At 57.8% G+C, this 23,074-nt stretch carries 22 protein-coding genes; 10 read left to right on the forward strand and 12 right to left on the reverse strand.

Features of this window, described 5'->3' with window-relative positions; translation table 11 throughout:
• Positions 1–32: 32 nt before the first annotated feature.
• From AC1RN6_RS10475 to AC1RN6_RS10490, 4 genes are all read right to left on the reverse strand, one after another.
• Positions 33–1,154 carry a DegT/DnrJ/EryC1/StrS family aminotransferase gene (locus tag AC1RN6_RS10475; protein WP_493005156.1) on the reverse strand — a complete coding sequence of 374 codons (1,122 nt, stop codon included), beginning with the start codon at positions 1,152–1,154 and terminating at the stop codon, positions 33–35.
• 140 nt (positions 1,155–1,294) lie between these two features.
• The gene (locus AC1RN6_RS10480) at positions 1,295–1,666 is read right to left on the reverse strand and encodes an EamA family transporter (protein ID WP_493005158.1); all 372 of its coding nucleotides are present in this window, start codon (positions 1,664–1,666) and stop codon (positions 1,295–1,297) included.
• A gap of 15 nt (positions 1,667–1,681) precedes the next feature.
• Positions 1,682–3,400: a glycosyltransferase family 39 protein gene (locus AC1RN6_RS10485; protein WP_493005160.1), complete on the reverse strand. Its 1,719-nt coding sequence runs from the start codon at positions 3,398–3,400 to the stop codon at positions 1,682–1,684.
• 96 nt (positions 3,401–3,496) lie between these two features.
• Complete coding sequence (locus AC1RN6_RS10490; RefSeq protein ID WP_493005161.1) at positions 3,497–3,871, reverse strand: Mth938-like domain-containing protein; 375 nt, start codon at positions 3,869–3,871, stop codon at positions 3,497–3,499.
• 200 nt (positions 3,872–4,071) lie between these two features.
• Here AC1RN6_RS10490 and AC1RN6_RS10495 point away from each other — a divergent pair, with 200 nt between their 5' ends.
• Positions 4,072–5,301, forward strand: a complete 1,230-nt coding sequence (locus AC1RN6_RS10495; protein WP_493005163.1) for a pyridoxal phosphate-dependent aminotransferase — start codon at positions 4,072–4,074, stop codon at positions 5,299–5,301.
• A 145-nt stretch (positions 5,302–5,446) separates the two neighbouring features.
• Positions 5,447–6,757 carry a homoserine dehydrogenase gene (locus AC1RN6_RS10500; protein ID WP_493005165.1) on the forward strand — a complete coding sequence of 437 codons (1,311 nt, stop codon included), beginning with the start codon at positions 5,447–5,449 and terminating at the stop codon, positions 6,755–6,757.
• A 165-nt stretch (positions 6,758–6,922) separates the two neighbouring features.
• On the opposite strand, the gene AC1RN6_RS10505 is transcribed toward AC1RN6_RS10500, so the two are convergent.
• Positions 6,923–7,345, reverse strand: coding sequence for a surface-adhesin E family protein (locus AC1RN6_RS10505; protein ID WP_493005167.1), 423 nt, complete (start codon positions 7,343–7,345; stop codon positions 6,923–6,925).
• 368 nt (positions 7,346–7,713) lie between these two features.
• On the opposite strand from AC1RN6_RS10505, the gene thrC reads away from it, so the two are divergent.
• Positions 7,714–9,174 (forward strand): threonine synthase, encoded by a 1,461-nt coding sequence (gene thrC, locus AC1RN6_RS10510; protein ID WP_493005168.1) that lies wholly within the window; start codon positions 7,714–7,716, stop codon positions 9,172–9,174.
• Between the two features lie 84 nt (positions 9,175–9,258).
• On the opposite strand, the gene AC1RN6_RS10515 is transcribed toward thrC, so the two are convergent.
• Entirely contained in the window at positions 9,259–10,161 is a 903-nt protein-coding gene (locus AC1RN6_RS10515; protein WP_493005170.1) for a LysR family transcriptional regulator, read from the reverse strand.
• A 183-nt stretch (positions 10,162–10,344) separates the two neighbouring features.
• Here AC1RN6_RS10515 and aceB point away from each other — a divergent pair, with 183 nt between their 5' ends.
• A complete protein-coding gene (gene aceB / locus AC1RN6_RS10520; RefSeq protein WP_493005172.1) occupies positions 10,345–11,931 on the forward strand; it encodes a malate synthase A in 1,587 nt (528 codons plus the stop codon).
• Between the two features lie 277 nt (positions 11,932–12,208).
• On the opposite strand, the gene AC1RN6_RS10525 is transcribed toward aceB, so the two are convergent.
• The 3 genes from AC1RN6_RS10525 to ispD form a co-directional block, all read right to left on the reverse strand.
• Positions 12,209–12,412: a cold-shock protein gene (locus AC1RN6_RS10525; RefSeq protein ID WP_007878889.1), complete on the reverse strand. Its 204-nt coding sequence runs from the start codon at positions 12,410–12,412 to the stop codon at positions 12,209–12,211.
• A 162-nt stretch (positions 12,413–12,574) separates the two neighbouring features.
• On the reverse strand, positions 12,575–13,069 hold the full coding sequence (gene ispF, locus AC1RN6_RS10530) for a 2-C-methyl-D-erythritol 2,4-cyclodiphosphate synthase (RefSeq protein ID WP_493005174.1): 495 nt from the start codon (positions 13,067–13,069) through the stop codon (positions 12,575–12,577).
• Positions 13,066–13,806, reverse strand: a complete 741-nt coding sequence (ispD, locus tag AC1RN6_RS10535; protein WP_493005175.1) for a 2-C-methyl-D-erythritol 4-phosphate cytidylyltransferase — start codon at positions 13,804–13,806, stop codon at positions 13,066–13,068. The genes ispF and ispD overlap by 4 nt, the downstream gene beginning before the upstream one ends.
• A 222-nt stretch (positions 13,807–14,028) precedes the next feature.
• On the opposite strand from ispD, the gene mfd reads away from it, so the two are divergent.
• From mfd to AC1RN6_RS10565, 6 genes are all read left to right on the forward strand, one after another.
• Positions 14,029–17,484 (forward strand): transcription-repair coupling factor, encoded by a 3,456-nt coding sequence (gene mfd / locus AC1RN6_RS10540; RefSeq protein ID WP_493005176.1) that lies wholly within the window; start codon positions 14,029–14,031, stop codon positions 17,482–17,484.
• A gap of 74 nt (positions 17,485–17,558) precedes the next feature.
• A complete protein-coding gene (serB, locus tag AC1RN6_RS10545; RefSeq protein WP_493005177.1) occupies positions 17,559–18,401 on the forward strand; it encodes a phosphoserine phosphatase SerB in 843 nt (280 codons plus the stop codon).
• A gap of 22 nt (positions 18,402–18,423) precedes the next feature.
• On the forward strand, positions 18,424–18,786 hold the full coding sequence (locus AC1RN6_RS10550; protein ID WP_493005882.1) for a DUF4870 family protein: 363 nt from the start codon (positions 18,424–18,426) through the stop codon (positions 18,784–18,786).
• Between the two features lie 84 nt (positions 18,787–18,870).
• Positions 18,871–19,575 carry a CoA transferase subunit A gene (locus AC1RN6_RS10555; RefSeq protein ID WP_493003711.1) on the forward strand — a complete coding sequence of 235 codons (705 nt, stop codon included), beginning with the start codon at positions 18,871–18,873 and terminating at the stop codon, positions 19,573–19,575.
• Positions 19,576–19,587: 12 nt separating this feature from the next.
• Positions 19,588–20,238 (forward strand): 3-oxoacid CoA-transferase subunit B, encoded by a 651-nt coding sequence (locus AC1RN6_RS10560; protein ID WP_493005178.1) that lies wholly within the window; start codon positions 19,588–19,590, stop codon positions 20,236–20,238.
• Between the two features lie 90 nt (positions 20,239–20,328).
• A complete protein-coding gene (locus AC1RN6_RS10565; RefSeq protein WP_493005179.1) occupies positions 20,329–20,781 on the forward strand; it encodes a MaoC family dehydratase in 453 nt (150 codons plus the stop codon).
• A gap of 16 nt (positions 20,782–20,797) precedes the next feature.
• On the opposite strand, the gene AC1RN6_RS10570 is transcribed toward AC1RN6_RS10565, so the two are convergent.
• From AC1RN6_RS10570 to AC1RN6_RS10580, 3 genes are all read right to left on the reverse strand, one after another.
• On the reverse strand, positions 20,798–21,388 hold the full coding sequence (locus AC1RN6_RS10570) for a cupin domain-containing protein (RefSeq protein WP_493005180.1): 591 nt from the start codon (positions 21,386–21,388) through the stop codon (positions 20,798–20,800).
• The gene (locus AC1RN6_RS10575; RefSeq protein WP_493005883.1) at positions 21,385–22,140 is read right to left on the reverse strand and encodes an NAD-dependent epimerase/dehydratase family protein; all 756 of its coding nucleotides are present in this window, start codon (positions 22,138–22,140) and stop codon (positions 21,385–21,387) included. The genes AC1RN6_RS10570 and AC1RN6_RS10575 overlap by 4 nt, the downstream gene beginning before the upstream one ends.
• Positions 22,141–22,362: 222 nt before the next feature.
• Positions 22,363–23,055 (reverse strand): glutathione binding-like protein, encoded by a 693-nt coding sequence (locus AC1RN6_RS10580; RefSeq protein WP_493005182.1) that lies wholly within the window; start codon positions 23,053–23,055, stop codon positions 22,363–22,365.
• Positions 23,056–23,074: the final 19 nt, after the last annotated feature.

A 23,074-nucleotide genomic window follows, 5' to 3' on the forward strand; every position in this document is an offset into this window, starting at 1 on the left:
AACATGCTCAGCGCTTCAATTATTCCTGTGAATTATGCGAGCACGGATTTTACCGCGCCGACTGCACGCTCGACATCTTCTTTACTCATTGCAGTAAACATCGGCAGCGACACGATCAGGCGGCCGACGCGTTCGGCGATCGGGAACATGCCTTCCTTGAAACCGCGGTCGCGGTAGAGCTTGAGCAGGTGGATCGGCGGATAGTGGTAGCCGATGCCAATCTGGCGCTCCATCATTTTTTCCATGAAGGCGGCGCGCGTGATGCGTTCCGGCAGCACCAGCTGGAACATGTGCCAGTTGCTGTTCTCGAAGTCGGCGACCGGCAGCTGCGCGCCGGTTTGCGCTTCGAAATCCGGACCGAACACCTCAAAGTAGTGTTTTGCCAGGCCGCGTCGCTTCTCGGTGATGGCGTCGATGTGTGCAAATTGGCCCAGGCCGATGGCGGCGGCGACATCGGTCATGTTGAACTTGCCGCCCAGCACGTCGACTTCCAGGCCGTCGAAACCGCTGCGGGTGACGCCTTGCAGGCGATATTTTTCGGCCAGGCGCGCTTCGTCAGCGTTGTTGACTACCAGGCAACCGCCTTCGGAGCTGGTGACGTTCTTATTGGCCTGGAAGCTGAACGAGACAAAGTCGCCGAATGCGCCGATGCGCTTGCCTTTCCAGGTTGAGCCCAGCGCCTGTGCAGCATCTTCGATGACGCGCAGATTGTGCTTTTTAGCGATCGCGTACAGGCGATCCATGTCGACCGGCAGGCCGGACAGGTAGACCGGGATCACGGCCTTGGTGCGCGGCGTGATGGCTGCTTCCAGCTTGTCGAGATCGATGTTGCGGGTGACCGGATCGATATCCGCGAATACCGGCGTGGCGCCGGTTTCGATGATCACGTTGGCAGTCGCCACCCAGGAAATCGGTGTGGTGATGACCTCGTCGCCGGCGCCGATGCCGGCGATGCGCAAGGCGATTTCCATGGTGCAGGTGCCGGAATTGAAGGTGCGCACGATGCGGCCGTCGAGATAATCGGACAAGGCTTTTTCGAATGCCTGTACCTTGGGGCCGCTGGTGATCCAGCCGGAGCGCAGCACGTCGCCGACGGCGGCGATCGTGGCTTCATCGATGGTCGGTTTGGAAAACGGTAAAAACGACTGGGTCATGGAGTGCTCACAATGAATCGGATAAAGATCGTATCCGGGTCTGAAAATGAAATGCAGGCGCTTAGAGCGGCGTCTGGCATCTGCATACCGGCGCGTATCGACGCGTATTGTAAATCAGCCAATTCGCGCAAGTCAGCAAATTAGCTTCTGGTCAACAGGATGACGCCGACAATGATGACACCGATCGCCAGCAAGCGTTGCGCCGACACGGCCTCGCCGAGGAAATACCAGGCGCCGACGGCGTTGATGATATATCCCAGCGATAGCAAAGGGTAGGCCACGGTCACGTCCACGCGCGACAAACCGATGATCCAGACGCCGACAGAAATCACATAGCAGGTCAGGCCGCCGATGATCGGCAATTGCGTCACCAGCTTGATGCCTGTCGAGAACCAGTTTTCAGCCGTCAGATGGATGGCGCCGACGGCATTGGTGCCGGCTTTCAGCAATAGCTGGGCGACGGCATTGAGGCAGATGCCGACGAAAATGAAACCGAACGTAGCGAGGTTCATGGTGTTGCTTTCTTCTTATTTATGGCCGGTTGCGCCGGTAGTGCCCGCTTCGGGATTGTTGGCGACGATCACGCGGCGCGGATCCTGACCGATCAGGCGCATCGGAATGCCGCGCTGCTTCAGGTCGGCATAAATGGACGGATCCATGATGGCAATGTCCTTTTTGCTGGCGGTGTGGTCGGCAACCCATTGTGCGACAAACGCATCAACCGTCGGCAACCACAACTGCGGCTCCTGCTTCAAGCCAAATTCCATTTCATCCGCGTGGCGCACCAGCGTCATCGTACGTTGCAGGTAGAACGGCAGCGCCTGCTCGTAACGGCCGACCAGGTACATCGGCGTTTCCGGCGTCAGTTCAGCCTGCAGCGCAGGCACATAATCGACGCCCGCCGAATAACGGCCTTGCGGATCATGGCCCAGCATCAGCAATTGGCTGCTGATAAAGGCGCCAGCAGCGAGACACACCACCGCCAGATCTTTTTGGCTGCGGGCAAAGCGGATCGCCAGCACCGCACCGATGAAAGCGACGATGGTGGCGGCGTAAATCCACGGCACGTGCGCGGTGACCAGCGGCAGCGAATACGCATCTTTGGCTAAGGCCGGCACGCGCGGGATAAAGGCCATGGCAATCGCACAGGGAACGGCCACGATGGACGCAGACAGCACGATGGCCTTGAACGTGGCGCGTTCCAGATAGCAGGCAATCAGCAACGCCAGCGTCGGGAAGATCGGCAGGATGTAGGAAGGCAGCTTCGAGCTCGAAATGCTGAAGAATACGAAGATGAACACCGACCAGATCAGCAGCATCTTGCGCGGCTGGAATTTGCCGCTCGACAGGCTGTTGAAGCTGCTGCCGCTGTGTTCTTCGCGCGTGCCCGTCAGCAGGCTTTGCACGAAAACGCCGAGCCAGGGAATGATGCCCAGCAAGAGAATAGGAATGAAGTAGTACCAGGGGCCGGTGCGGCTATGGATCTTGGTCGTGAAGCGCTGGAAGTGTTCGTGGATGAAGAAGAATTGCGGGAATTCCGGATTCTTCATCGATACCAGCACAAACCACGGCGTACAGATGGCAAAAAACAGGACGAGACCCTTGATCAGATGCAGCCGCTTCCATATCGCCCAGTCGCGTGAAAACAGGGTGTACAGCACCAGCACGGCCCCCGGCAGCACAATGCCGATCAGCCCCTTGGACAACACCGCGAGCGCCATGCCGACCCAGCAGAGCAGCATCCAGTTGCGCTGTTCCTCGCGGTTGGCGTCATTGCGTTGCGCCAGCAAGAGGGCGCACACGCTGAGCGTCATCATCGCCGCCAGGCCCATGTCCAGCGTGTTGATGTGGCCCATGCCGGCCCAGAAAAAGCTCGATGCCAGCACCAGCGGGGCGTAGAAGCCCACGCGTTCGTTGAATACGCGACCACCGGTGTATGCGACCAGGCCGATGCCGAACAGGCCGCACAGGCCGGTCCACAGGCGCGCTTGCCATTCACCGAGGCCGAACAGCTCGAAGGTGATGGCGTTCATCCAGGTTTGCAGCGGCGGCTTTTCGAAATACTTGATGCCGTTCAGGCGTGTGGTGATCCAATCCTGCGTTGCCACCATCTCGCGCGCCATTTCGGCGTAACGGCCTTCGTCGGTCGGCACCAGCGTGCGAGCGCCCAGCATGTAGAACCAGACCAGCAGGAAGAGGATAAGCAGCGTCCAGACGAACGCCTTGGATTTATACAGTTCGCGCATCAGGCGAGGTCCTTAGTGTAGATAAGCAGTGCAAAACGGCAGGATGCATTGACACCGCGCCGGTGGTGATTCGAGATGGATGACGTCCGGGCCGGTTCACTGATCAATGATCAATGCCAGCGCCACCTTCCGGCCTTCCGCCATCAGGATGTTATAGGTTCTGCAAGCCGCTTGATTGTCCATGCATTCCACGCCAATGCGGCGCGATGTCAGGACGGAAGTCAGCTTCGGATGCGCGAAATGCTGGCGCTGGCCGGTGCCGAGAATCACGACATCCGGCTGGGTCGCATCGATCTGCTCGAAATGTTCGGTGGTCAACTGATCAAACGACGCCACCGGCCAGGCAACCGGCGGTGTTTCCGGCAAGACAAGCAAACTATGCTCGAAGCGGGTGGCGTTGATTTCGACGCCGCGTTCGTCATAGGAGGTGACGGTCTGGTATTGCTGGGTTTCTGTGGAATGGAGCTTCATGGCGCGCAGTGTCGAATTGCCGTTCGCGGCAGGGCGGTCAGGCAAATTTCGGCAATAAGGTCTTAAAGTGCTGCATTGTAGCGTTTTCCTGTTCCGGACTCTGTTTTATTCATTGATAAAATAGAGGGCTTTCGGCAAAATGGCCGGTTCCGGCGGCTCGGCCGGGCTGGCCTGATTGGCTCATTCAAAGGATTTGTACTGTGCGACCGATTCAAAAATCGAAAAAGCTGGCTGATGTCTGTTACGACATCCGTGGACCCGTGCTGGAAAAAGCGCGCCAGATGGAAGAAGAAGGCCACAAGATCATCAAGCTGAACATCGGCAACCTGGCCGCCTTCGGTTTCGATGCGCCGGACGAAATTGTGCAGGACATGATCCGCAACATGGGTAACGCCTCCGGCTATACCGATTCCAAGGGGTTGTTTGCGCCGCGCAAGTCGGTCATGCATTACACCCAGCAGAAGAACATTCAGGGCGTCACCATCGACGACATTTACCTCGGCAACGGCGCCTCCGAGCTGATCGTGATGAGCGTCAACGCCTTGCTCAACACCGGCGACGAAGTGCTGGTGCCATCGCCCGATTATCCACTGTGGACTGCGGCGGTCAGCCTGTCGGGCGGTACGCCCGTGCACTACGTCTGCGACGAGCAGGCCGGCTGGCAGCCTGACATCGACGACATCAAGAAAAAGATCACGCCGAACACCAAGGCTATCGTCGTCATCAATCCGAACAATCCGACCGGCGCCCTGTACAGCACCGATGTGCTCAAGGAAATCGTCGAAGTCGCGCGCCAGAACCAGTTGATCATCCTGGCTGATGAAATCTACGACAAGGTCTTGTACGACGGCAATACGCATACTTCGCTGGCGTCACTGGCGGACGACGTGCTGTTCATCACCTTCAACGGCCTGTCCAAAAATTATCGCTCGTGCGGCTATCGCGCCGGCTGGATGGTGGTGTCGGGCGAGAAGAAGCACGCCAAGGACTACATCGAAGGCCTCAACATGCTAGCCTCCATGCGTCTGTGCGCTAATGCTCCGGGACAATACGCGATCCAGACTGCGCTGGGCGGCTATCAAAGCATCAACGATCTGGTCGGTCCGGCAGGTCGTCTGACCAAGCAGCGCGATCTGGCGCACAAGCTGTTGACGGATATCCCCGGCGTGACCTGCGTCAAGCCGAAGTCGGCGCTGTACATGTTCCCGCGTCTCGATCCGGCGGTGTATCCGATCAAGGACGATCAGGAGTTCGCCTATGAATTGCTGGCCGAAGAAAAAGTGTTGATCGTGCAGGGTACGGGTTTCAATTGCCCGACACCGGATCACTTCCGCGTGGTGTTCCTGCCCAACACTGATGACCTGACCGAATCGATGGGACGCATTGCGCACTTCCTCGAAGGTTATCGCCGCCGTCACGGTACGGCCTGATTCCAGTAGTGCAGTAATGTGAAGTATTCAAGCCGGTTTCCCCCGCGGCGTGGCGGGGAGGCCGGCTGCTCAGGTTTTATCGCAGTACCCGTCATGGAATCGTCATGACGGCATTTTTAGTATGTTTATTAACCACGAAGACATTATGAAATCCATCAAAGTAGGTTTGCTCGGCATCGGCACCGTGGGTTCCGGTACTTTCAATGTATTGAAGCGCAATCAGGAAGAAATTGCGCGGCGCGCAGGGCGCGGCATTGAAATTACCATGGTGGCCGATCTGAACACAGAGCGCGCCACCGAGCTGACCAATGGACAAGTCAAGGTGGTTAACGACGCCAATCTGGTCGTCAACGATCCGGACATCGATATCGTCATCGAACTGATCGGCGGCTACGGCCTCGCCAAGGATCTGGTTCTGAAGGCGATCGCCAACGGCAAGCACGTGGTCACCGCCAACAAGGCGCTGATTGCCACACACGGCAACGAGATCTTCAAGGCAGCGCAGGAAAAGGGCGTCATGGTCGCGTTTGAAGCGGCAGTGGCCGGCGGCATCCCGATCATCAAGGCCTTGCGCGAAGGCCTGACCGCCAACCGCATTCAGTGGATCGCCGGCATCATCAACGGCACCACCAACTTCATCCTGTCCGAGATGCGCGACAAGGGTCTGGACTTCGACGTCGTCCTCAAGGAAGCACAACGTCTCGGCTATGCGGAAGCGGATCCGACCTTCGACATCGAAGGCGTCGATGCGGCCCACAAGCTGACCATCATGGCGTCGATAGCGTTCGGCATTCCAGTGCAGTTCGACAAGGCTCACGTGGAAGGCATCACCAAGCTGCAGGCAACCGACATCCGCTATGCGGAGCAACTCGGTTACCGCATCAAGCTATTGGGCATCACGCGTCAGACCGCTAGCGGCATCGAGCTGCGCGTGCATCCGACACTGATTCCATCGGGCCGTCTGATCGCCAACGTTGAAGGCGCGATGAACGCCGTCATGGTGCGCGGCGATGCCGTGGGTGAAACGCTGTACTACGGCAAAGGTGCCGGTTCCGAACCGACCGCTTCGGCCGTGATCGCCGATCTGGTCGATATCACCCGTCTGGCAACCGCCGATCCGGAACACCGTGTGCCTTATCTGGCGTTCCAGCCGCACGCCATGGCCAGCACACCGGTGCTGCCGATTCAGGACGTCACCACCAGCTACTATCTGCGCATGCATGTGGCCGACAAGCCGGGCGTACTGGCGGACGTCACACGCATCCTGGCGGACTCGTCGATTTCCATTGACGCCATGCTGCAAAAGGAACCATCGGAAGGTGAAACCCAGACCGACATCATCATGCTCACACACCAGACACAAGAGCGCAACATCGAGGCCGCCATCGCCAAGATCGAAGCCTTGTCGACAGTGGTCGGTACAGTGATGAAAATTCGACTGGAAGAGCTGGGCTGATCTGGCTGCTGTAGTAAGAAATAAAAAGGGAGTCCTCGGACTCCCTTTTTTATTCTCAGTCATCTTCGCGTGATCGGGGCGATTTCTCCATCGCCCCAGACGGGGCAAATAGAAACGGGTGCCACATGCCCCCGTTTCTATGGAAAGCCGGCATCAGCCAAAATTTTATTTTTTCGCGGCAGGAATCTCGTGGCCGCAGACCAGTTGCATCATCGCGTCGGCAACGGATAATGGTTTCGGTTTGGTGAACTGCATGTTCTTCAACGCATCGGAGTGATCGCGCTTGGCGCCCTTGCCGTCGTTTTCGGCGTAAATGATTTCTTTGGTCAACTTCATCGACTGATCTTTGCAGTTGTACTGATGCATGTCTTTATAGGACATCAGCGTCGGGAAAGACGTATCGTTATTGGGACGTGCTTCCTTGAAATTCCACAGAGACCATGCTTCACGGATGCCTTTGCTTTCCGTGATCGAATCGACATCGATTGATAATTCTGCTGCATCGGAGCTGCCGACACTTTGCCAGTTTTCTGCGTGCGCTGCACCGGCGCTGATCAGGCACAACATCAAAATCCATTTTTTCATCATGTATCCATTTCTCTTCGGAGTGGAGCGCGTGCATGGCATTACCGCCGGCGATCCGTGAGTAAATATGCAAAAAACCAAGGCTGCATACGCTTCAGGGCAGTCAGCATAGCGCGCCGGAAGGTTGCTTACAACCCTGGTAACGTTTTATTTCACTTCGTCTGAAAAGGAGGCAAGACGAGAGATGGGGCACAACGCAGCAGGCCTCCAAGAGATGCAGGCTTGCACGCCGGTACCGTTCTAGCAAAGTCTTCGACGGACGCCGATGCAGCGTCGGCTCGCTCATCCCCGAAAATCGTGGGTTCTGGCAGCGAGCCAGCTATAATGGCTGTCTTCGTGCAACCTGCTGCAAGACTTATCTCATATACGCTATGCAATACGTTTCCACTCGCGGTCACTCTGCAACACCTTCCTTTTCCGAAATCCTGCTGGGCGGCCTGGCTCCCGATGGCGGCCTGTACTTGCCTGCGGTCTATCCGCAAGTGACCGGCGACGAGCTGGACCAGTGGCGCAAGCTGTCATATGCCGATCTGGCGTATGAAGTGCTGAAAAAATTCGCAACGGACATTCCAGACGCCGATCTCAAAGCGCTGACGCACAAGACCTATACGGCCGACGTCTATCGCAACGCGCGCGCCGGCGAGGATGCCTCGCAGATCACGCCGCTGCGCACACTGGAAGACAAGGACGGCAAGAAGCTGGTGCTGCAAGGTTTGTCGAACGGCCCGACGCTGGCGTTCAAGGACATGGCCATGCAGTTACTCGGCAACCTGTTTGAATATGCGCTGGCGAAGAAGAGCGCTGAGCTGAACATCGTCGGCGCCACTTCGGGCGACACTGGCAGCGCGGCTGAATACGCCATGCGCGGCAAGAAGGGCATCCGCGTTTTCATGCTGTCGCCGCACAAGAAGATGAGCGCTTTCCAGACTGCGCAGATGTTCAGCCTGCAGGATCCGAACATTTTCAATCTGGCCGTGGAAGGCGTGTTCGACGATTGCCAGGATATCGTCAAGGCGATTTCCAACGACCTCGATTACAAGGCCACGCAAAAGATCGGCACCGTCAATTCGATTAACTGGGCACGCGTGGTTGCGCAGGTGGTCTACTACTTCCGCGGTTATCTTGCAGCGACAACGAGCAATGAGCAGAAGGTGTCTTTCACAGTCCCATCGGGCAACTTCGGCAACATCTGCGCCGGTCATATTGCACGCATGATGGGTCTGCCGATCGACAAACTGGTGGTCGCCACCAATGAGAACGACGTGCTCGACGAATTCTTCCGCACCGGTATCTATCGCGTGCGCAAGTCGGCCGAGACTTACCACACCAGCAGCCCGAGCATGGACATCAGCAAGGCGTCCAACTTCGAACGTTTCATCTACGATCTGCTCGGCCGCGACAGCGGCCGTGTGAAATCCTTGTTCCACAAGGTCGAGACAGCGGGCGGCTTTGACCTGACGGGCGCAGCCGGCAGTGATGGCAACGAATTCGCCAGCGTGATTCGTTACGGTTTTGCATCGGGAAAATCGACTCACGCCGATCGCCTGGACATCATCCGTTTTGCAGAAAAGACCTACGGCATTACCGTCGACACGCACACCGCCGACGGCATCAAGGTCGCGCGTGAAAATCTGACGGCAGGCGTTACCATGATCGTGCTGGAAACAGCGCTGCCGGCCAAGTTCAACGAAACCATCCGAGAAGCGTTGGGCCGCGATGCGGAGCGTCCGTCCGGTTTTGAAAACATCGAAGCGTTGCCGCAGCGTTTTGAAGTGATGCCGGCTGATGCTGCGAAGGTGAAGACTTTCGTGGCCGGACATACCGGGCTGTAATTTGTCGTTTGCCATGCGCCGCTGCGTCTTGATGAAGATCGGGACTCAGCGGCGTTTTCATTTCAGCGGCGAAAATCTCTTCGCTTAGCTGCGCCAGTAATTCGGCTGTGCATAAGCATGCCGCAAGAAATCCACGAAGGCGCGGATACGCAATGGCAGATGTCTGCGTTGAGCGAAGACAGCATAAATCGCCGGCGCCGGCGCGATGAACTTGTCCAGAACCGTCACCAGTTCGCCCGATTCAATCGCTGCACCGACTTCCCACATGGAACGCCAGGCGAGGCCTTTGCCGTTGAGCGCCCAGTTATGCAGTACCTCACCGTCGTTGCAGACCATGTTGCCGCCGACTTTGTACACACTGACTTTGCCATGTTGCTTGAGCGTCCAGCCGCGCTGGCTGCCTTCGCTGCTGATCGCCAGGCAATTGTGGCGGCTCAGGTCGTCCGGGGTTTGCGGCGTGCCGTGACGGCGCAGGTAAGTCGGCGCGGCGACGATTACGCGATCGTTGTCGGCCAGTTTGACGCTGATCAGATTGGAATCGGTCAGATCGGCAATACGTATGGCGACGTCAATGCCTTCGCCGATCAGGTCGACGATGCGGTCATTCAGGTTAAGGGTGAGGGTGACGTCGCGGTGTTCCGCCAGAAAAGAGGGCACCAGCGGCGCCACGTGCTGGCGGCCGAAGCCGGCTGGTGCGGAGATCAGCAGGCTGCCGCTGGCCTTGGCGCTGCGTTCTGAGACCGACGATTCGGCGTCTTCCAGATCGGTCAGGATGCGTTGGCAGTCTTCCAGGAAGGCTGTGCCTTCGTTGGTCAGCACGATCTTGCGCGTGGTGCGCTGAAGCAACTTGACACCCAGCCTCTCTTCCAGTGCATCGAGGCGGCGGCCGATCATGGCGGGGGCGATCCCTTCGGCGCGGGCGGCGGCCGACAGGCTGCCCTTGGCTGCTACGTCGACGAAGGTGGAAATTTGCTTGAACTGATCCATAGGGGTACTCTCGAAAGCACTTGGGTTGATTCCGTGATTATCCGGCCACTTGTGACTAAAACGCAAAGATAAAGTGATAAAACGTTTTACTCATAGCCATTTAGTTTAAATATACTGAGTGCACAAAAATACAATCTGACAATGAATTTTCTTACCTGAATTCTTTACTATTAGGAGCACAGCATGACGCAATTGACACTGCCGGCCGGGATGCAGATTTCTGGTGAAATCAAGCCTGGTTATGAACAGATCCTGACGCCCGACGCGCTGGCGCTGGTAGCAAAATTAAGCCGCGCTTTCGAGTCGCGCCGCCAGGAATTGCTGGCCGCCCGCGTTGAGCGTGTGAAGCGTCTGGACGCCGGCGAGCGTCCCGACTTCCTGCCGGAAACTGCGAACATCCGCAGCGGCGACTGGAAGATCGCCCCTATCCCTGAAGCGCTGAAATGCCGTCGTGTGGAAATCACCGGCCCGGTCGAGCGCAAGATGGTCATCAACGCCTTCAATTCAGGCGCCGACAGCTACATGACCGACTTCGAAGATTCGAACTCGCCGGTCTGGGACAACCAGGTCACCGGTCAGATCAATCTGTTCGACGCGATCCGCCGCACCATTTCGCTGGAATCGAACGGCAAGAGCTACAAGCTCAACGACAAGATCGCTACACTGGTTGTGCGTCCACGCGGCTGGCATCTGGACGAGAAGCACGTCACCATCGACGGCAAGCGCATTTCCGGCGGTATCTTCGACTTCGCGCTGTTCCTGTTTCATAACGCCAAAGAACAACTGGCGCGCGGCGCCGGTCCGTACTTCTACCTGCCGAAGATGGAATCGCATCTGGAAGCGCGTCTGTGGAACGACATCTTCGTGATGGCGCAAAACGAAATCGGCTTGCCGCAAGGCACCATCAAGGCGACCGTACTGATTGAAACAATCACCGCCGCTTTCGAAATGGAAGAAATCCTGTACGAACTGCGCGAGCACAGCTCGGGTTTGAACGCCGGTCGTTGGGACTACATCTTCTCTTGCATCAAGAAGTTCAAGAACGACAAGGATTTCTGCCTGGCCGACCGCGCCAAGGTCACCATGACCGCGCCGTTCATGCGCGCTTACGCCTTGCTGCTGCTGAAGACCTGCCACAAGCGTGGCGCGCCGGCTATCGGCGGCATGAGCGCGCTGATCCCGATCAAGAACGATCCGGAAAAGAATGCTATCGCGATGCAAGGCATCATCAATGACAAGCGCCGTGATGCGACCGACGGCTACGACGGCGGCTGGGTTGCTCACCCGGGCCTGGTCGAAGCATCGATGAAGGAATTCGTTGACGTACTGGGCGACAAGCCGAACCAGTTCGAGAAGCAACGTCCCGACGTCGACGTCAAGGCATCCGATCTGCTCGATTTCAAGCCGGAAACACCGATTACCGAAGCCGGTCTGCGTTATAACATCAACGTCGGTATCCATTATCTGGGCGCCTGGCTGGCCGGAAACGGTTGCGTGCCTATCCACAATCTGATGGAAGATGCGGCAACAGCAGAAATCAGCCGTGCGCAAGTCTGGCAGTGGATCCGCAGCAGCAAGGGCAACCTGGAAGACGGCCGTAAGGTTACCGCCGACATGGTGCGCGCGATGATTCCGGAAGAGCTGGCCAAGGTCAAGGAAGTCGCCGGCAACGGTCCGACCTATGATCGCGCTGCGAAGATCTTTGAAGAAATGTCGACTTCGGAAACCTTTGCCGAATTCCTGACATTGCCGCTGTACGAAGAGATCTGATGTAAGCAAAGAATGGCAGCGGCAGGGTGCATTGTCGCTGTGAATCAGGTCTGCAGAAATAAGAACGCCCGCTGCTTGCGGGCGTTTTTTATGGATTCCGAGCTTAACTAGTATGTATATTTAATACGTAATTATAGTTACGTCGCATCCAAGCGCGCCAATACGCAGCGATTGCTGCCGGCAGTTGCGTATTGCGGGAAGGATCACGAAACGTACAGACGAAAAAAATCCCCGACATGTCGGGGATTTTTTCTTCATCTAGCTTGCTAAGCGATGCTTAGATTGCTTGGATGTTCGAAGCTTGCTTGCCCTTAGGACCAGTAGTCACTTCGAAAGAAACGCGTTGGTTTTCTTTCAGGGACTTGAAGCCGTTCGATTGAATAGCCGAGAAGTGAGCGAACAGATCTTCGCCGCCTTCATCAGGAGTAATGAAGCCGAAGCCCTTCGAGTCGTTGAACCACTTTACGATACCAGTTGCCATGTTAATTCCTAAATAAGTTAATGTGGGCTTTGCCCGTTATTATCGTTTAAACCTAGAGAGGAATGACAGACTAATACCGCACTACCAGCTCGAATCTTAACGACCTTTTAATTATACCGATTAAATAGCCAATGCAAGTGGTTTTCACTCGCGAGGAACAATTTAATTTGCAGTCGGTTTGTATACCAAAACTACCGCCTCGGCGGCGATTCCTTCCTCACGGCCCAGATAGCCGAGCTTTTCATTGGTTTTGGCCTTGATATTCACTTGCTCGACGGCAATGCCAAGGTCTGCTGCAATGTTTGCCGTCATCTGCGGTATGTGGGGTGCCATCTTGGGTGCCTGCGCGATGATCGTCGCGTCAACATTGCCAATTGCGTAACCTACGGCGGCCACACGCTTGACGGCTTCGCGCAGCAACACGCGCGAATCGGCTCCCTTGAATTCAGCCGCGGTATCGGGAAAATGCCGGCCGATATCGCCCAATCCGGCCGAGCCGAACAGCGCATCGGTAATCGCATGCAACAGCACGTCGGCATCCGAATGGCCCAGCAGGCCGGTTTTATGCGGGATATCGACGCCGCCGATAATCAGTTTGCGGCCGGTGACGAGCGCGTGGCAGTCGTAGCCCTGGCCAATGCGGAAGGGAAAAGTCATGCTTGTCCTTGTAAAAATAATTCAGCCAGCGCGACGTCGTGCGCCAGCGTGACCTTGAAATTGCGCGGGCTGCCTTCCACCAGTTTCGGTCGCAGTCCCAGCATCTCGATGGCGCTGGCGTCATCGGTGATGTCGCCTACGCGCCCTTGCTGCTGCGCGGCATCCAGCGCGCGTTGCAGCAGAGAGTAGCGAAACATCTGCGGCGTTTGCGCCGCCCATAAATCGTTGCGCGGCACGGTTTCAACGACAAGTGAACCAGTGCTGCGCTTGAGCGTATCGACGATAGGCAAGGCCAGCAAGCCGCCGACTTCGTCGTCATGCAAGGCTGCGATCAGCTTGTCGAGCAGGGTGTCATTCAGGCCGGGGCGGGCGGCGTCGTGCACCAGCACCCAGTCGTCGTCGCCGACTTGCGCGCGGATTGCCAGCAGGCCGTTGCGCACGCTTTCCTGGCGCGTCTCGCCGCCGTGACGCAGGATCGTTACCTTGCCGGTCAGTTGCGGTTGTGCCGTGAGAAAGTCTTCGATATAGCCGTCTGCGGCGCTGACGACGATAAACGTGTGCGCAATGGCCGGATTGCCGGCGAAGGTGTCGAGCGCGTATTGCAGCATCGGTTTGCCGGCCAGCGGCATGTATTGCTTGGGAATTGCGCCTCCCAGGCGCGCGCCGACACCCGCAGCGGGGATCAGCGCGAAATGCCGGGCGGGGCGGGCGGTATTCTGTGAAATCGGAGCGCTCATGCAAGATGCGCCATGACAGCAAGAAGCAGGAAATGCCTGCCGGACACGCCCGAAGATGGGAAGGGTGCGACCTTGTCTGCAGAGGGCTTCGTTTATAATGTGAGGCTGAATTCTAAAGCTAAATTTGGCGCCTGATAACAAATCATTGTTAAGCAGGCCTTGGCTTGTCCAGCAGCATTTTGTCGTATTTTGCGCGCTTCGGTGCGCCTCCCAATCCAGCCAATGTCTTTTGACCTGAAAAAAATCCTCCCCAAGCCGGGCGTGCGTTTCGTTCCTCCTGCCGTGCACGGTTCCGCTGACGCTTATTTGCTGGCGCAGGCCGCCATTGCGCTCAAGGCCGACAAGCGCATGCTGACCGTGGTGGTCGCCAATGCTACCGACGCGCAGCGTTTGCTGGCGGAAATCCCTTGGTTCCAGCGCGATTCCGGTGATGGCAATGCCGAGAGCAAATTACGCTGCCATTTGCTGCCGGACTGGGAAACCCTGCCTTACGACGCATTCTCACCGCACCAGGACCTGGTGTCCGAGCGTCTGGCGACCCTGTATGAAGTGCAAAACGGCCAGTGCGACGTGCTCATCGTGCCGGCCACGACGGCTTTGCTGCGTATGGCGCCGCCGGGCTTTCTGGCGGCGTATACCTTCTTCTTCAAGCAGGGCGAGCGGCTTGATGAAGCACGCCTGAAAACGCAGCTTACACTGGCCGGCTACACCCACGTCACGCAAGTCATGTCGCCCGGCGAATATTCGGTGCGCGGCGGGCTGATCGACATCTTCCCGATGGGCTCCGCCTTGCCATACCGGCTGGATCTGTTCGGTGACACCATCGAAACCATCCGCACCTTTGACGCCGATACCCAGCGCTCGCTGTACCCCGTGCGTGAGGTGCGCTTGCTGCCGGGCCGCGAATTCCCGATGGACGAGACTTCGCGCACCGCGTTCCGCAGCCGCTGGCGTGAAGTGTTCGAAGGCGATCCATCGCGCTCGGCAATCTACAAGGATATAGGCAACGGCATCGCCTCGGCTGGTATCGAGTATTACCTGCCGCTGTTCTTCGAAGAGACAGCGACCTTGTTTCGCTATCTGCCTGACACCACGTTGTTCGCCACCGTCGGCGATATCGATCAGGCCATCAAGCGTTTCTGGAGCGATACGCGCTCGCGCCACAACTTCCTCAAGGCTGACCGCGAGCGTCCGGTGCTGCCGCCGGAACAGGTCTTCCTGACCGATGAAGATTTTTTCACGCTGGTCAAGCCATACGGTCGCCTCGCGTTACAGACCGACGATGCGCCGTCGGACTTGTCGGCGCCGATACCGAATATCGCCGTCAATCGCCGCAGCGAAGATCCGCTGATCAATCTGCGCGCCTATCTGCTCAAAACGGGCAAGCGCGTCATGCTCTGCGCCGAATCCAATGGCCGCCGGGAAACCCTGCAGCAGTATTTCAAAGAGTACGACCTGCATCCGGCACTATGCGACGGTTATGAGAGCTTCATCGCCAACAACGAGCCGCTGATGCTGGGCGTGGCGCCGCTGCATGCCGGCTTCGAACTGGCCGGCGCAGAAGTCAGCTTCATCACCGAGACCGAGCTGTATGCCGGCTCAGGCCGACGCGCAGGACGCAAGAAGCAGGAGGCCGTGACGCAGGTCGAGCACATGGTGCGCGATCTGTCAGAGCTGAAGATAGGCGATCCGGTGGTGCATGCCAATCACGGCATCGGCCGCTACATGGGTTTGCTCAGTATGGATCTGGGCGAAGGCGAGACCGAGTTCCTGCATCTTGAATACGCCAAGGAAACCAAGCTCTACGTTCCGGTATCGCAGCTGCATGTGATTTCGCGCTACTCCGGCGCTTCGCCGGACGATGCACCCTTGCACTCGCTCGGTTCGGGTCAATGGGAAAAAGCCAAGCGCAAGGCCGCACAGCAGGTGCGCGACACCGCTGCCGAATTGCTGAATCTGTACGCGCGCCGCGCCTTGCGCCAGGGCCACGCCTTCCAGTATTCGGCACGCGATTACGAAACCTTCGCCGAGAGCTTCGGCTTTGAAGAAACGCCCGATCAGGCCGCCGCCATCAACGCCGTTATCGGCGACATGACCAGCGGCAAACCGATGGATCGCCTCATTTGCGGCGACGTCGGTTTCGGCAAAACCGAGGTCGCCTTGCGCGCAGCCTTTGTCGCCGTCATGGGCGGCAAGCAGGTTGCGATTCTCGCACCGACGACCTTGCTGGCTGAACAGCACGCGCAGACCTTTGCTGATCGCTTCGCCAACTGGCCGGTGCGCATCGCCGAGCTGTCACGTTTCCGCAGCGGCAAGGAAATCACACAAGCGATCAAGGGCATGGGCGACGGCACGCTCGATATCGTTATCGGCACACACAAGCTGCTGTCCGACGACATCAAGTTCTCACGTCTCGGCCTGGTCATCATCGATGAAGAGCACCGTTTTGGCGTGCGCCAGAAAGAAGCGCTCAAAGCCTTGCGCGCCGAAGTCGACGTCCTCACGCTGACCGCCACGCCGATCCCGCGTACGCTGGGCATGGCGCTGGAAGGCTTGCGTGATTTTTCCATCATCGCCACCGCGCCGCAGAAGCGTCTGGCCATCAAGACCTTTGTGCGCGCCGAGGGCGAATCGACCATCCGCGAAGCCTGCCTGCGCGAGCTCAAGCGCGGCGGACAAGTCTACTTCCTGCACAACGAAGTCGAGACCATCGAAAACCGCAAGGCCATGCTGGAAGCCTTGCTGCCGGAAGCGCGCGTGGTCATCGCCCATGGTCAGATGCACGAGCGCGACCTGGAAAAGGTCATGCGCGATTTCGTGGCGCAGCGTTCCAATATTCTGCTCTGTACGACGATCATCGAAACCGGCATTGACGTACCGACCGCCAACACCATCATCATGCACCGCGCCGACAAATTCGGTCTGGCGCAGCTGCATCAGTTGCGCGGCCGCGTCGGCCGTTCGCATCATCAGGCCTATGCTTATTTGCTGGTCAACGACGTCAAGGGCCTGACCAAGCAGGCGCAGCGCCGTCTGGAAGCGATCCAGCAGATGGAAGAGCTGGGCAGCGGTTTCTATCTTGCCATGCACGATCTGGAAATCCGCGGCGCCGGCGAAGTGCTGGGCGACAATCAATCCGGCGAGATGCACGAGATCGGTTTCCAGATGTATTCCGACATGCTCAACGAAGCCGTGCGTTCGCTCAAGAACGGCAAGGAACCGGATCTCGCTGCACCGCTGGCCAGCACCACGGAAATCAACCTGCATGTGCCGGCGCTGTTGCCGAGCGACTATTGCGGCGACGTGCACGAGCGTCTGTCGCTGTACAAGCGCTTCGCCAATTGCACCTCGCAAGACACCATTGATGGCTTGCAGGAAGAACTGATCGACCGTTTCGGTAAGTTGCCGGAAGTGGCCAAGGCGCTGGTCGAAACGCATCGCCTGCGCATCGCCGCCAAGCCGCTCGGCATCATCAAGATCGACGCGCATGCCGAATCGGCTTTGCTGCAATTCGTGCCGAATCCGCCGGTCGACGCCATGCGCATCATCGAGCTGATCCAGAAAAACCGTCACATCAAGCTCAACGGTCAGGACAAGCTGCGCATCACCGCCAACATGCCGGATCTCAACGCGCGCGTGACCCAGATCAAGGCCACCATGCGCTCGCTGGTAGGATGACGATGAGTGATGATAAAGCGTGACGGCAGGACGATTTTTTGCTAACGATTTACGACATTAAAACAAGACTGAACATGAACCTGATTCTCCAAGGACTCCATACTGAACGCACCGCAGTTGAAGCCATCATTCAACTGGCGCAGCCTGCGCGCGTGGTCGATATCAATGCCCATGCCTGGCGTTGCGAAGGCGTGACGTACAGCGATGCGCTCAAGACTCAGATCGATGCGGCGTGCCTGGCGCAGCAGGTTGACTACGCCTTCGTCGAAGCCGGCCGTACGCTGGCCGACTTCAAGCTGGTGGCGATGGATATGGATTCCACGCTGATCACCATCGAATGCATCGACGAGATCGCCGACATGCAAGGTCTCAAGCCGCAGGTTTCCGAAATCACCGAAGCAGCCATGCGCGGTGAGATTGAATTCAATGAAAGCCTCACGCGCCGTGTCGCCTTGCTCAAGGGCTTAGATGCCGGCGCTTTGCAACGCGTCTATGACGAGCGTCTGCAATTGTCGCCGGGTGCGGAGAAGATGCTGAATGCAATTCAGGCTGCCGGTCTGAAAACCTTGCTGGTGTCCGGCGGTTTTACCTTCTTCACCGACCGCATGAAGACGCGCCTCAATCTCGACTACACCCATTCAAATCAATTGGAAATCATCGACGGCAAACTCACCGGCAAAGTCGTAGGCGGCATTGTCAACGCGGAAGAAAAACGTCTGACCGTCGAGCGCGTCTGTGCTGAACTCGGCGTGCCGGCATCGCAGGCCATCGTCATGGGCGACGGCGCCAACGATCTCAAAATGATGGGTGTCAGTGGTTTGTCGGTGGCGTTCCGCGCCAAGCCGGTGGTGCGTGCGCAAGCGAGCGTGGCATTGAACTTTGTGGGACTCGACGGCATCTTGAATATATTGGCATAACGCAAAGGAGAGGCGCATGAGCATGAGTCAAGACGTTGTTCTGGACGCAGACCTGCAGTCGACCAAGGATCTGGCATGGTGGCTGTACATCTTCCACGGCCTGAGTCTGGTGTTGTCGCTGGGCATGTTGTCGTGGCTGCCGCTGATCGTCAACTACATCAAGCGCGGCGACGCCGCCGATACCTTTGTCTACAGCCATCACCGCTGGCAGATCCGCTCGTTCTGGTGGTATCTGTTCTGGATGTTTGCCGGTGGCGTGATCTGGATGACCATCATCGGCATTCCGTTGGCAATCCTGATCTGGTCGCTGGCATGGATCTGGAAAGCGTATCGCATCATCAAGGGCTGGCTGGACCTGAACGATAACAAGGCCATGCCGGTATAACAGCACAGGAACGCTCTTGTCACATAGTTGGATTAGAATGTCCCGGCAGGTTTTCAGCACACCAGAAAGAAGAGAGGCGGCAGAATGAATAAAGTCTATCCCGACGCGTCCAGCGCGTTATCCGGCATCGTCAAGGACGGCCAGACGATTGCGGTCGGCGGCTTCGGCCTGTGCGGCATTCCTGAAGCGCTGATCGCCGCCTTGCGCGACTCCGGCGTACAGAATCTGACGGCCATCTCCAACAACGCCGGCGTTGACGGTTTCGGCCTCGGCCAATTACTCACAACGCGCCAGATCAAGAAGATGATCGCCTCCTATGTGGGTGAAAACAAAGAGTTCGAACGCCAATACCTGGCCGGCGAACTGGAACTGGAATTCACCCCGCAAGGCACGCTGGCAGAAAAGCTGCGTGCAGGCGGCGCCGGCATCCCGGCCTTCTTCACCAAGACCGGTGTCGGCACGCTGGTGGCCGAAGGCAAGGAAATCCGCGACTTCGACGGCGCCAGGTACGTCATGGAACGCTCTTTGGTCGCCGACATCTCGCTGGTCAAGGCACAGAAGGCCGACAAGGCAGGCAACCTGGTCTTCAACAAGACCGCGCGCAACTTCAATCCCAACGTCGCCATGGCCGGCAAGATCACCATCGTCGAAGTCGAAGAACTGGTCGAAGTCGGCCAGCTCGACCCGGACCAGATTCACACCGCCGGTATCTTCGTGCACCGCATCGTGGTCAACGCCACGCCGGAAAAGCGGATTGAACAACGTACGGTTTCTGCTGCGGCGAAATAAGGAGAAATAATCATGGCATGGACCAGAGACGAAATGGCTGCGCGCGCAGCCAAGGAATTGCAGGACGGCTTCTACGTCAATCTCGGCATCGGCTTGCCGACCTTAGTCGCCAATCACGTTCCCAACAACATTGAAGTCTGGCTGCAATCGGAAAACGGCCTGCTCGGCATCGGCCCGTTCCCGACCGAAGACAAGGTCGACGCCGACCTGATCAACGCCGGCAAACAGACCGTCACCACCATCCCGGGCTCGTCCTTCTTCAGCTCGGCGGACTCCTTCGGCATGATCCGCGGCGGCAAGATCAACATCGCGATTCTGGGCGCGATGCAGGTCTCGCAACAGGGCGACCTGGCCAACTGGATGATCCCCGGCAAGATGGTCAAGGGCATGGGCGGCGCGATGGATCTGGTGGCCGGCGTAGGCCGGGTGGTGGTGCTCATGGAGCATGTCGCCAAGGGCAAGGACGGCAGCATTTCGCAAAAGATCCTCAAGCAATGCAACCTGCCGCTGACCGGCGTGGGCGTGGTCAATCGCATCATCACCGACCTGGGCGTGATCGATGTGACGCCAAGCGGATTGAAGCTGATCGAGCTGGCCACGGGCGTGACCAAGGAAGAGGTGATCGCCAATACCGAGGCTGTACTGGACGTGAGCGCGGTGTAGATGTTGCAGTGAGCAACGGCAATGGCGTCGGCTGAAGAATCAGCCGACGCTTTTTTTATGATTTTTTCAAAAAAGCAAACAAGGAAACCCATGCGCGAAATCGCAAGCATCGAAGCACTCAATGAGCTGGTTGGGCAGGAAGTTGCCGTCAGCGACTGGATTGAAGTCACGCAGGAGCAGGTCAATTTGTTCGCCGATGCCACCGGCGATCATCAATGGATTCACGTCGACGTTGAGCGCAGCAAGCGTGAGTTGCCATTCGGAGGCACGGTGGCGCACGGTTTCCTGACGCTGGCGTTGCTACCTAAAATCATGGGACAGAGCATCTCCATGGGCAACGTCAAGATGCTGCTCAACTATGGTCTTAACCGCGTACGTTTCCCTTCACCGCTGCCAGTCGGAAGCCAGGTGCGCGGTCGCATCACTTTGCAGTCGGTGGAAGAGATTCCCGGTGGGGCCCAAGTGGTGTGGGAAATCACCATGGAACGCGAAGACAGCGAAAAGCCGGTGTGCGTAGCTGAGTTCATCGTTCGCCGCTATTGATCAGACTTCGTTGATCTTATTGTGCCGTCGCCGGCGATGCCGGTTCCGGCTCCGGGATCACCAGCGGCCCGCAATTGGCGTCGGCGACAAAGATGGCAAGCAGCTGTGCTGGTTTGACCGGATCCGGATTCCCGGCAAGCACGTGCAGGGCACGCGGCGCTTCTATCCAGGTTTCGCCTTGCTGGTAGTTGATGACAGGGCCGCCTTCCATCTGTGAGCGGACGACACCTTGCAATACGATCGCGGTAACCGATCCGGGATGGCGATGAGGCGCTGAGTAGGCCAGCGGCGGGAAGTCCACCATCATCGTCGTAATGGATTTGCCGGGAACGTTGGGCAGAGGTTCGCAAGAGATCACCTTGACCGAGGCCGCCGGGCGCGCGGCGGTTGAGGATGATGGCGAGACTGGTGACGATGCGGACATCATCTGCTTCGGACCGGAGAAGGGTAAGTCCCTCGCATCGCTTGTACGGCAAATGTCCGCCATCCATTGCACTGCGGCGTGCGGCACCGATGATTGCGTCAACAGGAGGCCAACTGCCAGGCTCAGTAAGAGCCGGCGATAACCAAGGCGGCGCGCTGACAAAGCCGGCACGGACAGATTCACGATCCGGCACCGTTTTTGGCAACTGGCTGCCGGCGAAATGCGGGATCCCACGCGAGTTGCTTGCGCGCTTTGGCACTGCTGACTTCCGTATTGTCTTCCGTGATATTGAATACGCCGACGGTTTCTTTTTGCAGCGCAAGCAATGTGGCTTGCGCCGCTGCGTCGACATGCACCGGGCTGACGCCTTTTGCTTCCGTGTTCCAGGTGCCGGGGCCGTACAGTTGGCCATAGCGTAATACCGTTCCCGTCAAGCCTGGCGTTTGCAGCACTTGCGTCTCCAATGCGACGACGCCGTCGATACTGATGCGTCGCGCCCCTTCGGCGTTGATATCCAGTGGGCTTTCTTCTACGTAAGGTTGGTTGCCGTTGGCATAAGCCCAGGCGATGCTTTGAGCGATCATGCGTTTGGCGCCTGCTGCGAGAGCGGCGGCAATCAGGTTGTGTGTGCCTGCGTTGCGTACGCGCGCATTGCGTTGCCCGGCCTCGGCCATGGCTTGCGGATCAAGCTGTTGCGGAAGATCGGTGAGCTGATGGATCACTACGGACGGTGCAATCCGCATCAGCTCAGCGGCAAGTGCTTTCGCATCGAAGACATCGACCACGACCGGAATCGCGCCCAGCGATTTCAGCTTCTCGGTGCGGGCCTGCTGGCGCGTGCTGCCGTACACCATATATCCTGCATTTACCAGTAGCGGAACCAGCACGGTACCGATGGCGCCTGTCGCGCCGGCCAGAAATATTTTTTCGCTCATCATGTTTCCTCGTCATTGGAGCGTTCAGTCTAAGGCGATGATTGGTTCTAAAAAAGAGCCAAAAATGCATTAAACGACTAGGCCATGATTGCAGATGGCGAGAAGCGTGAGCGAAGCTGTGGATGAGAAAGAGAAGGGGGCGGAGAAGGGAATGGACAAGGGAATGGAGAAGAGGACGGACAGCCCAGCCGGCTGTCCGCCAAAACGGTCAATGCGCGGGCATCAACGCTTCTGGTATTGCGTATTGCCGAACAAGATGTCTTTCGCCTTGTCGTCGGTCAGTGCCTTGCGTTTGTCAGCCAGCACGGTGACGCCGCGTTGCACGGCAGGGCGCGCGTCGATGGCGTCGAACCAGCGTTGTACGTTGGGGAAATCGCTCAGTTCGATACCCTGGTTTTTCCACGAGCGCGTCCAGGGAAAGCAGGCGATATCAGCGATGGTATATTCGTCGCCGGCGAGGTAAGCAGTTTTCGACAATTGCTTGTCGAGTACGCCATACAAACGCTTGGCTTCATTGCTGTAGCGATTGACGGCATATTCGATTTTTTCCGGCGCATAGATGCGGAAATGGTGTGCCTGACCGAGCATCGGGCCGAGGCCGCCCATCTGGAACATTACCCATTGCAGGACATTGAATTTTTCACGGTCGGTGGTGCCGAGGAACTTGCCGGTCTTGCCCGCCAGATAAATCAGGATCGCGCCCGATTCGAACATGGAAATCGGCTTGCCGTCCGGGCCGTCAGAATCGACGATGGCGGGGATTTTATTGTTCGGTGAAATCTTCAGAAATGCATCGGTGAACTGGTCGCCGGCGCCGATGTCGATGGCGTGTGCGCGATAGTCCAGGCCGCATTCTTCCAGCATGATGTGGACCTTGTGGCCGTTCGGCGTGGCCCAGCTGTAAACGTCAATCATGGTCTTCCTTTGTGTGTCG

It is taken from the genome of Herbaspirillum sp. GW822-FHT03A08, assembly GCF_058801885.1.

Bases quoted from the DNA above. Each gene is read 5' to 3' on its own strand.
- AC1RN6_RS10575 (WP_493005883.1), bottom strand. From the start codon at position 22,140: ATGAGCGAAAAAATATTTCTGGCCGGCGCGACAGGCGCCATCGGTACC.
- AC1RN6_RS10555 (WP_493003711.1), top strand. From the start codon at position 18,871: ATGAATAAAGTCTATCCCGACGCGTCCAGCGCGTTATCCGGCATCGTC.
- AC1RN6_RS10580 (WP_493005182.1), bottom strand. From the start codon at position 23,055: ATGATTGACGTTTACAGCTGGGCCACGCCGAACGGCCACAAGGTCCAC.
- AC1RN6_RS10500 (WP_493005165.1), top strand. From the start codon at position 5,447: ATGAAATCCATCAAAGTAGGTTTGCTCGGCATCGGCACCGTGGGTTCC.
- AC1RN6_RS10485 (WP_493005160.1), bottom strand. From the start codon at position 3,400: ATGCGCGAACTGTATAAATCCAAGGCGTTCGTCTGGACGCTGCTTATC.
- AC1RN6_RS10480 (WP_493005158.1), bottom strand. From the start codon at position 1,666: ATGAACCTCGCTACGTTCGGTTTCATTTTCGTCGGCATCTGCCTCAAT.
- mfd (WP_493005176.1), top strand. From the start codon at position 14,029: ATGTCTTTTGACCTGAAAAAAATCCTCCCCAAGCCGGGCGTGCGTTTC.
- AC1RN6_RS10525 (WP_007878889.1), bottom strand. From the start codon at position 12,412: ATGGCAACTGGTATCGTAAAGTGGTTCAACGACTCGAAGGGCTTCGGC.
- AC1RN6_RS10505 (WP_493005167.1), bottom strand. From the start codon at position 7,345: ATGATGAAAAAATGGATTTTGATGTTGTGCCTGATCAGCGCCGGTGCA.
- AC1RN6_RS10515 (WP_493005170.1), bottom strand. From the start codon at position 10,161: ATGGATCAGTTCAAGCAAATTTCCACCTTCGTCGACGTAGCAGCCAAG.
- aceB (WP_493005172.1), top strand. From the start codon at position 10,345: ATGACGCAATTGACACTGCCGGCCGGGATGCAGATTTCTGGTGAAATC.
- AC1RN6_RS10565 (WP_493005179.1), top strand. From the start codon at position 20,329: ATGCGCGAAATCGCAAGCATCGAAGCACTCAATGAGCTGGTTGGGCAG.
- AC1RN6_RS10550 (WP_493005882.1), top strand. From the start codon at position 18,424: ATGAGTCAAGACGTTGTTCTGGACGCAGACCTGCAGTCGACCAAGGAT.
- AC1RN6_RS10490 (WP_493005161.1), bottom strand. From the start codon at position 3,871: ATGAAGCTCCATTCCACAGAAACCCAGCAATACCAGACCGTCACCTCC.
- AC1RN6_RS10560 (WP_493005178.1), top strand. From the start codon at position 19,588: ATGGCATGGACCAGAGACGAAATGGCTGCGCGCGCAGCCAAGGAATTG.
- thrC (WP_493005168.1), top strand. From the start codon at position 7,714: ATGCAATACGTTTCCACTCGCGGTCACTCTGCAACACCTTCCTTTTCC.
- ispD (WP_493005175.1), bottom strand. From the start codon at position 13,806: ATGAGCGCTCCGATTTCACAGAATACCGCCCGCCCCGCCCGGCATTTC.
- ispF (WP_493005174.1), bottom strand. From the start codon at position 13,069: ATGACTTTTCCCTTCCGCATTGGCCAGGGCTACGACTGCCACGCGCTC.
- AC1RN6_RS10475 (WP_493005156.1), bottom strand. From the start codon at position 1,154: ATGACCCAGTCGTTTTTACCGTTTTCCAAACCGACCATCGATGAAGCC.
- serB (WP_493005177.1), top strand. From the start codon at position 17,559: ATGAACCTGATTCTCCAAGGACTCCATACTGAACGCACCGCAGTTGAA.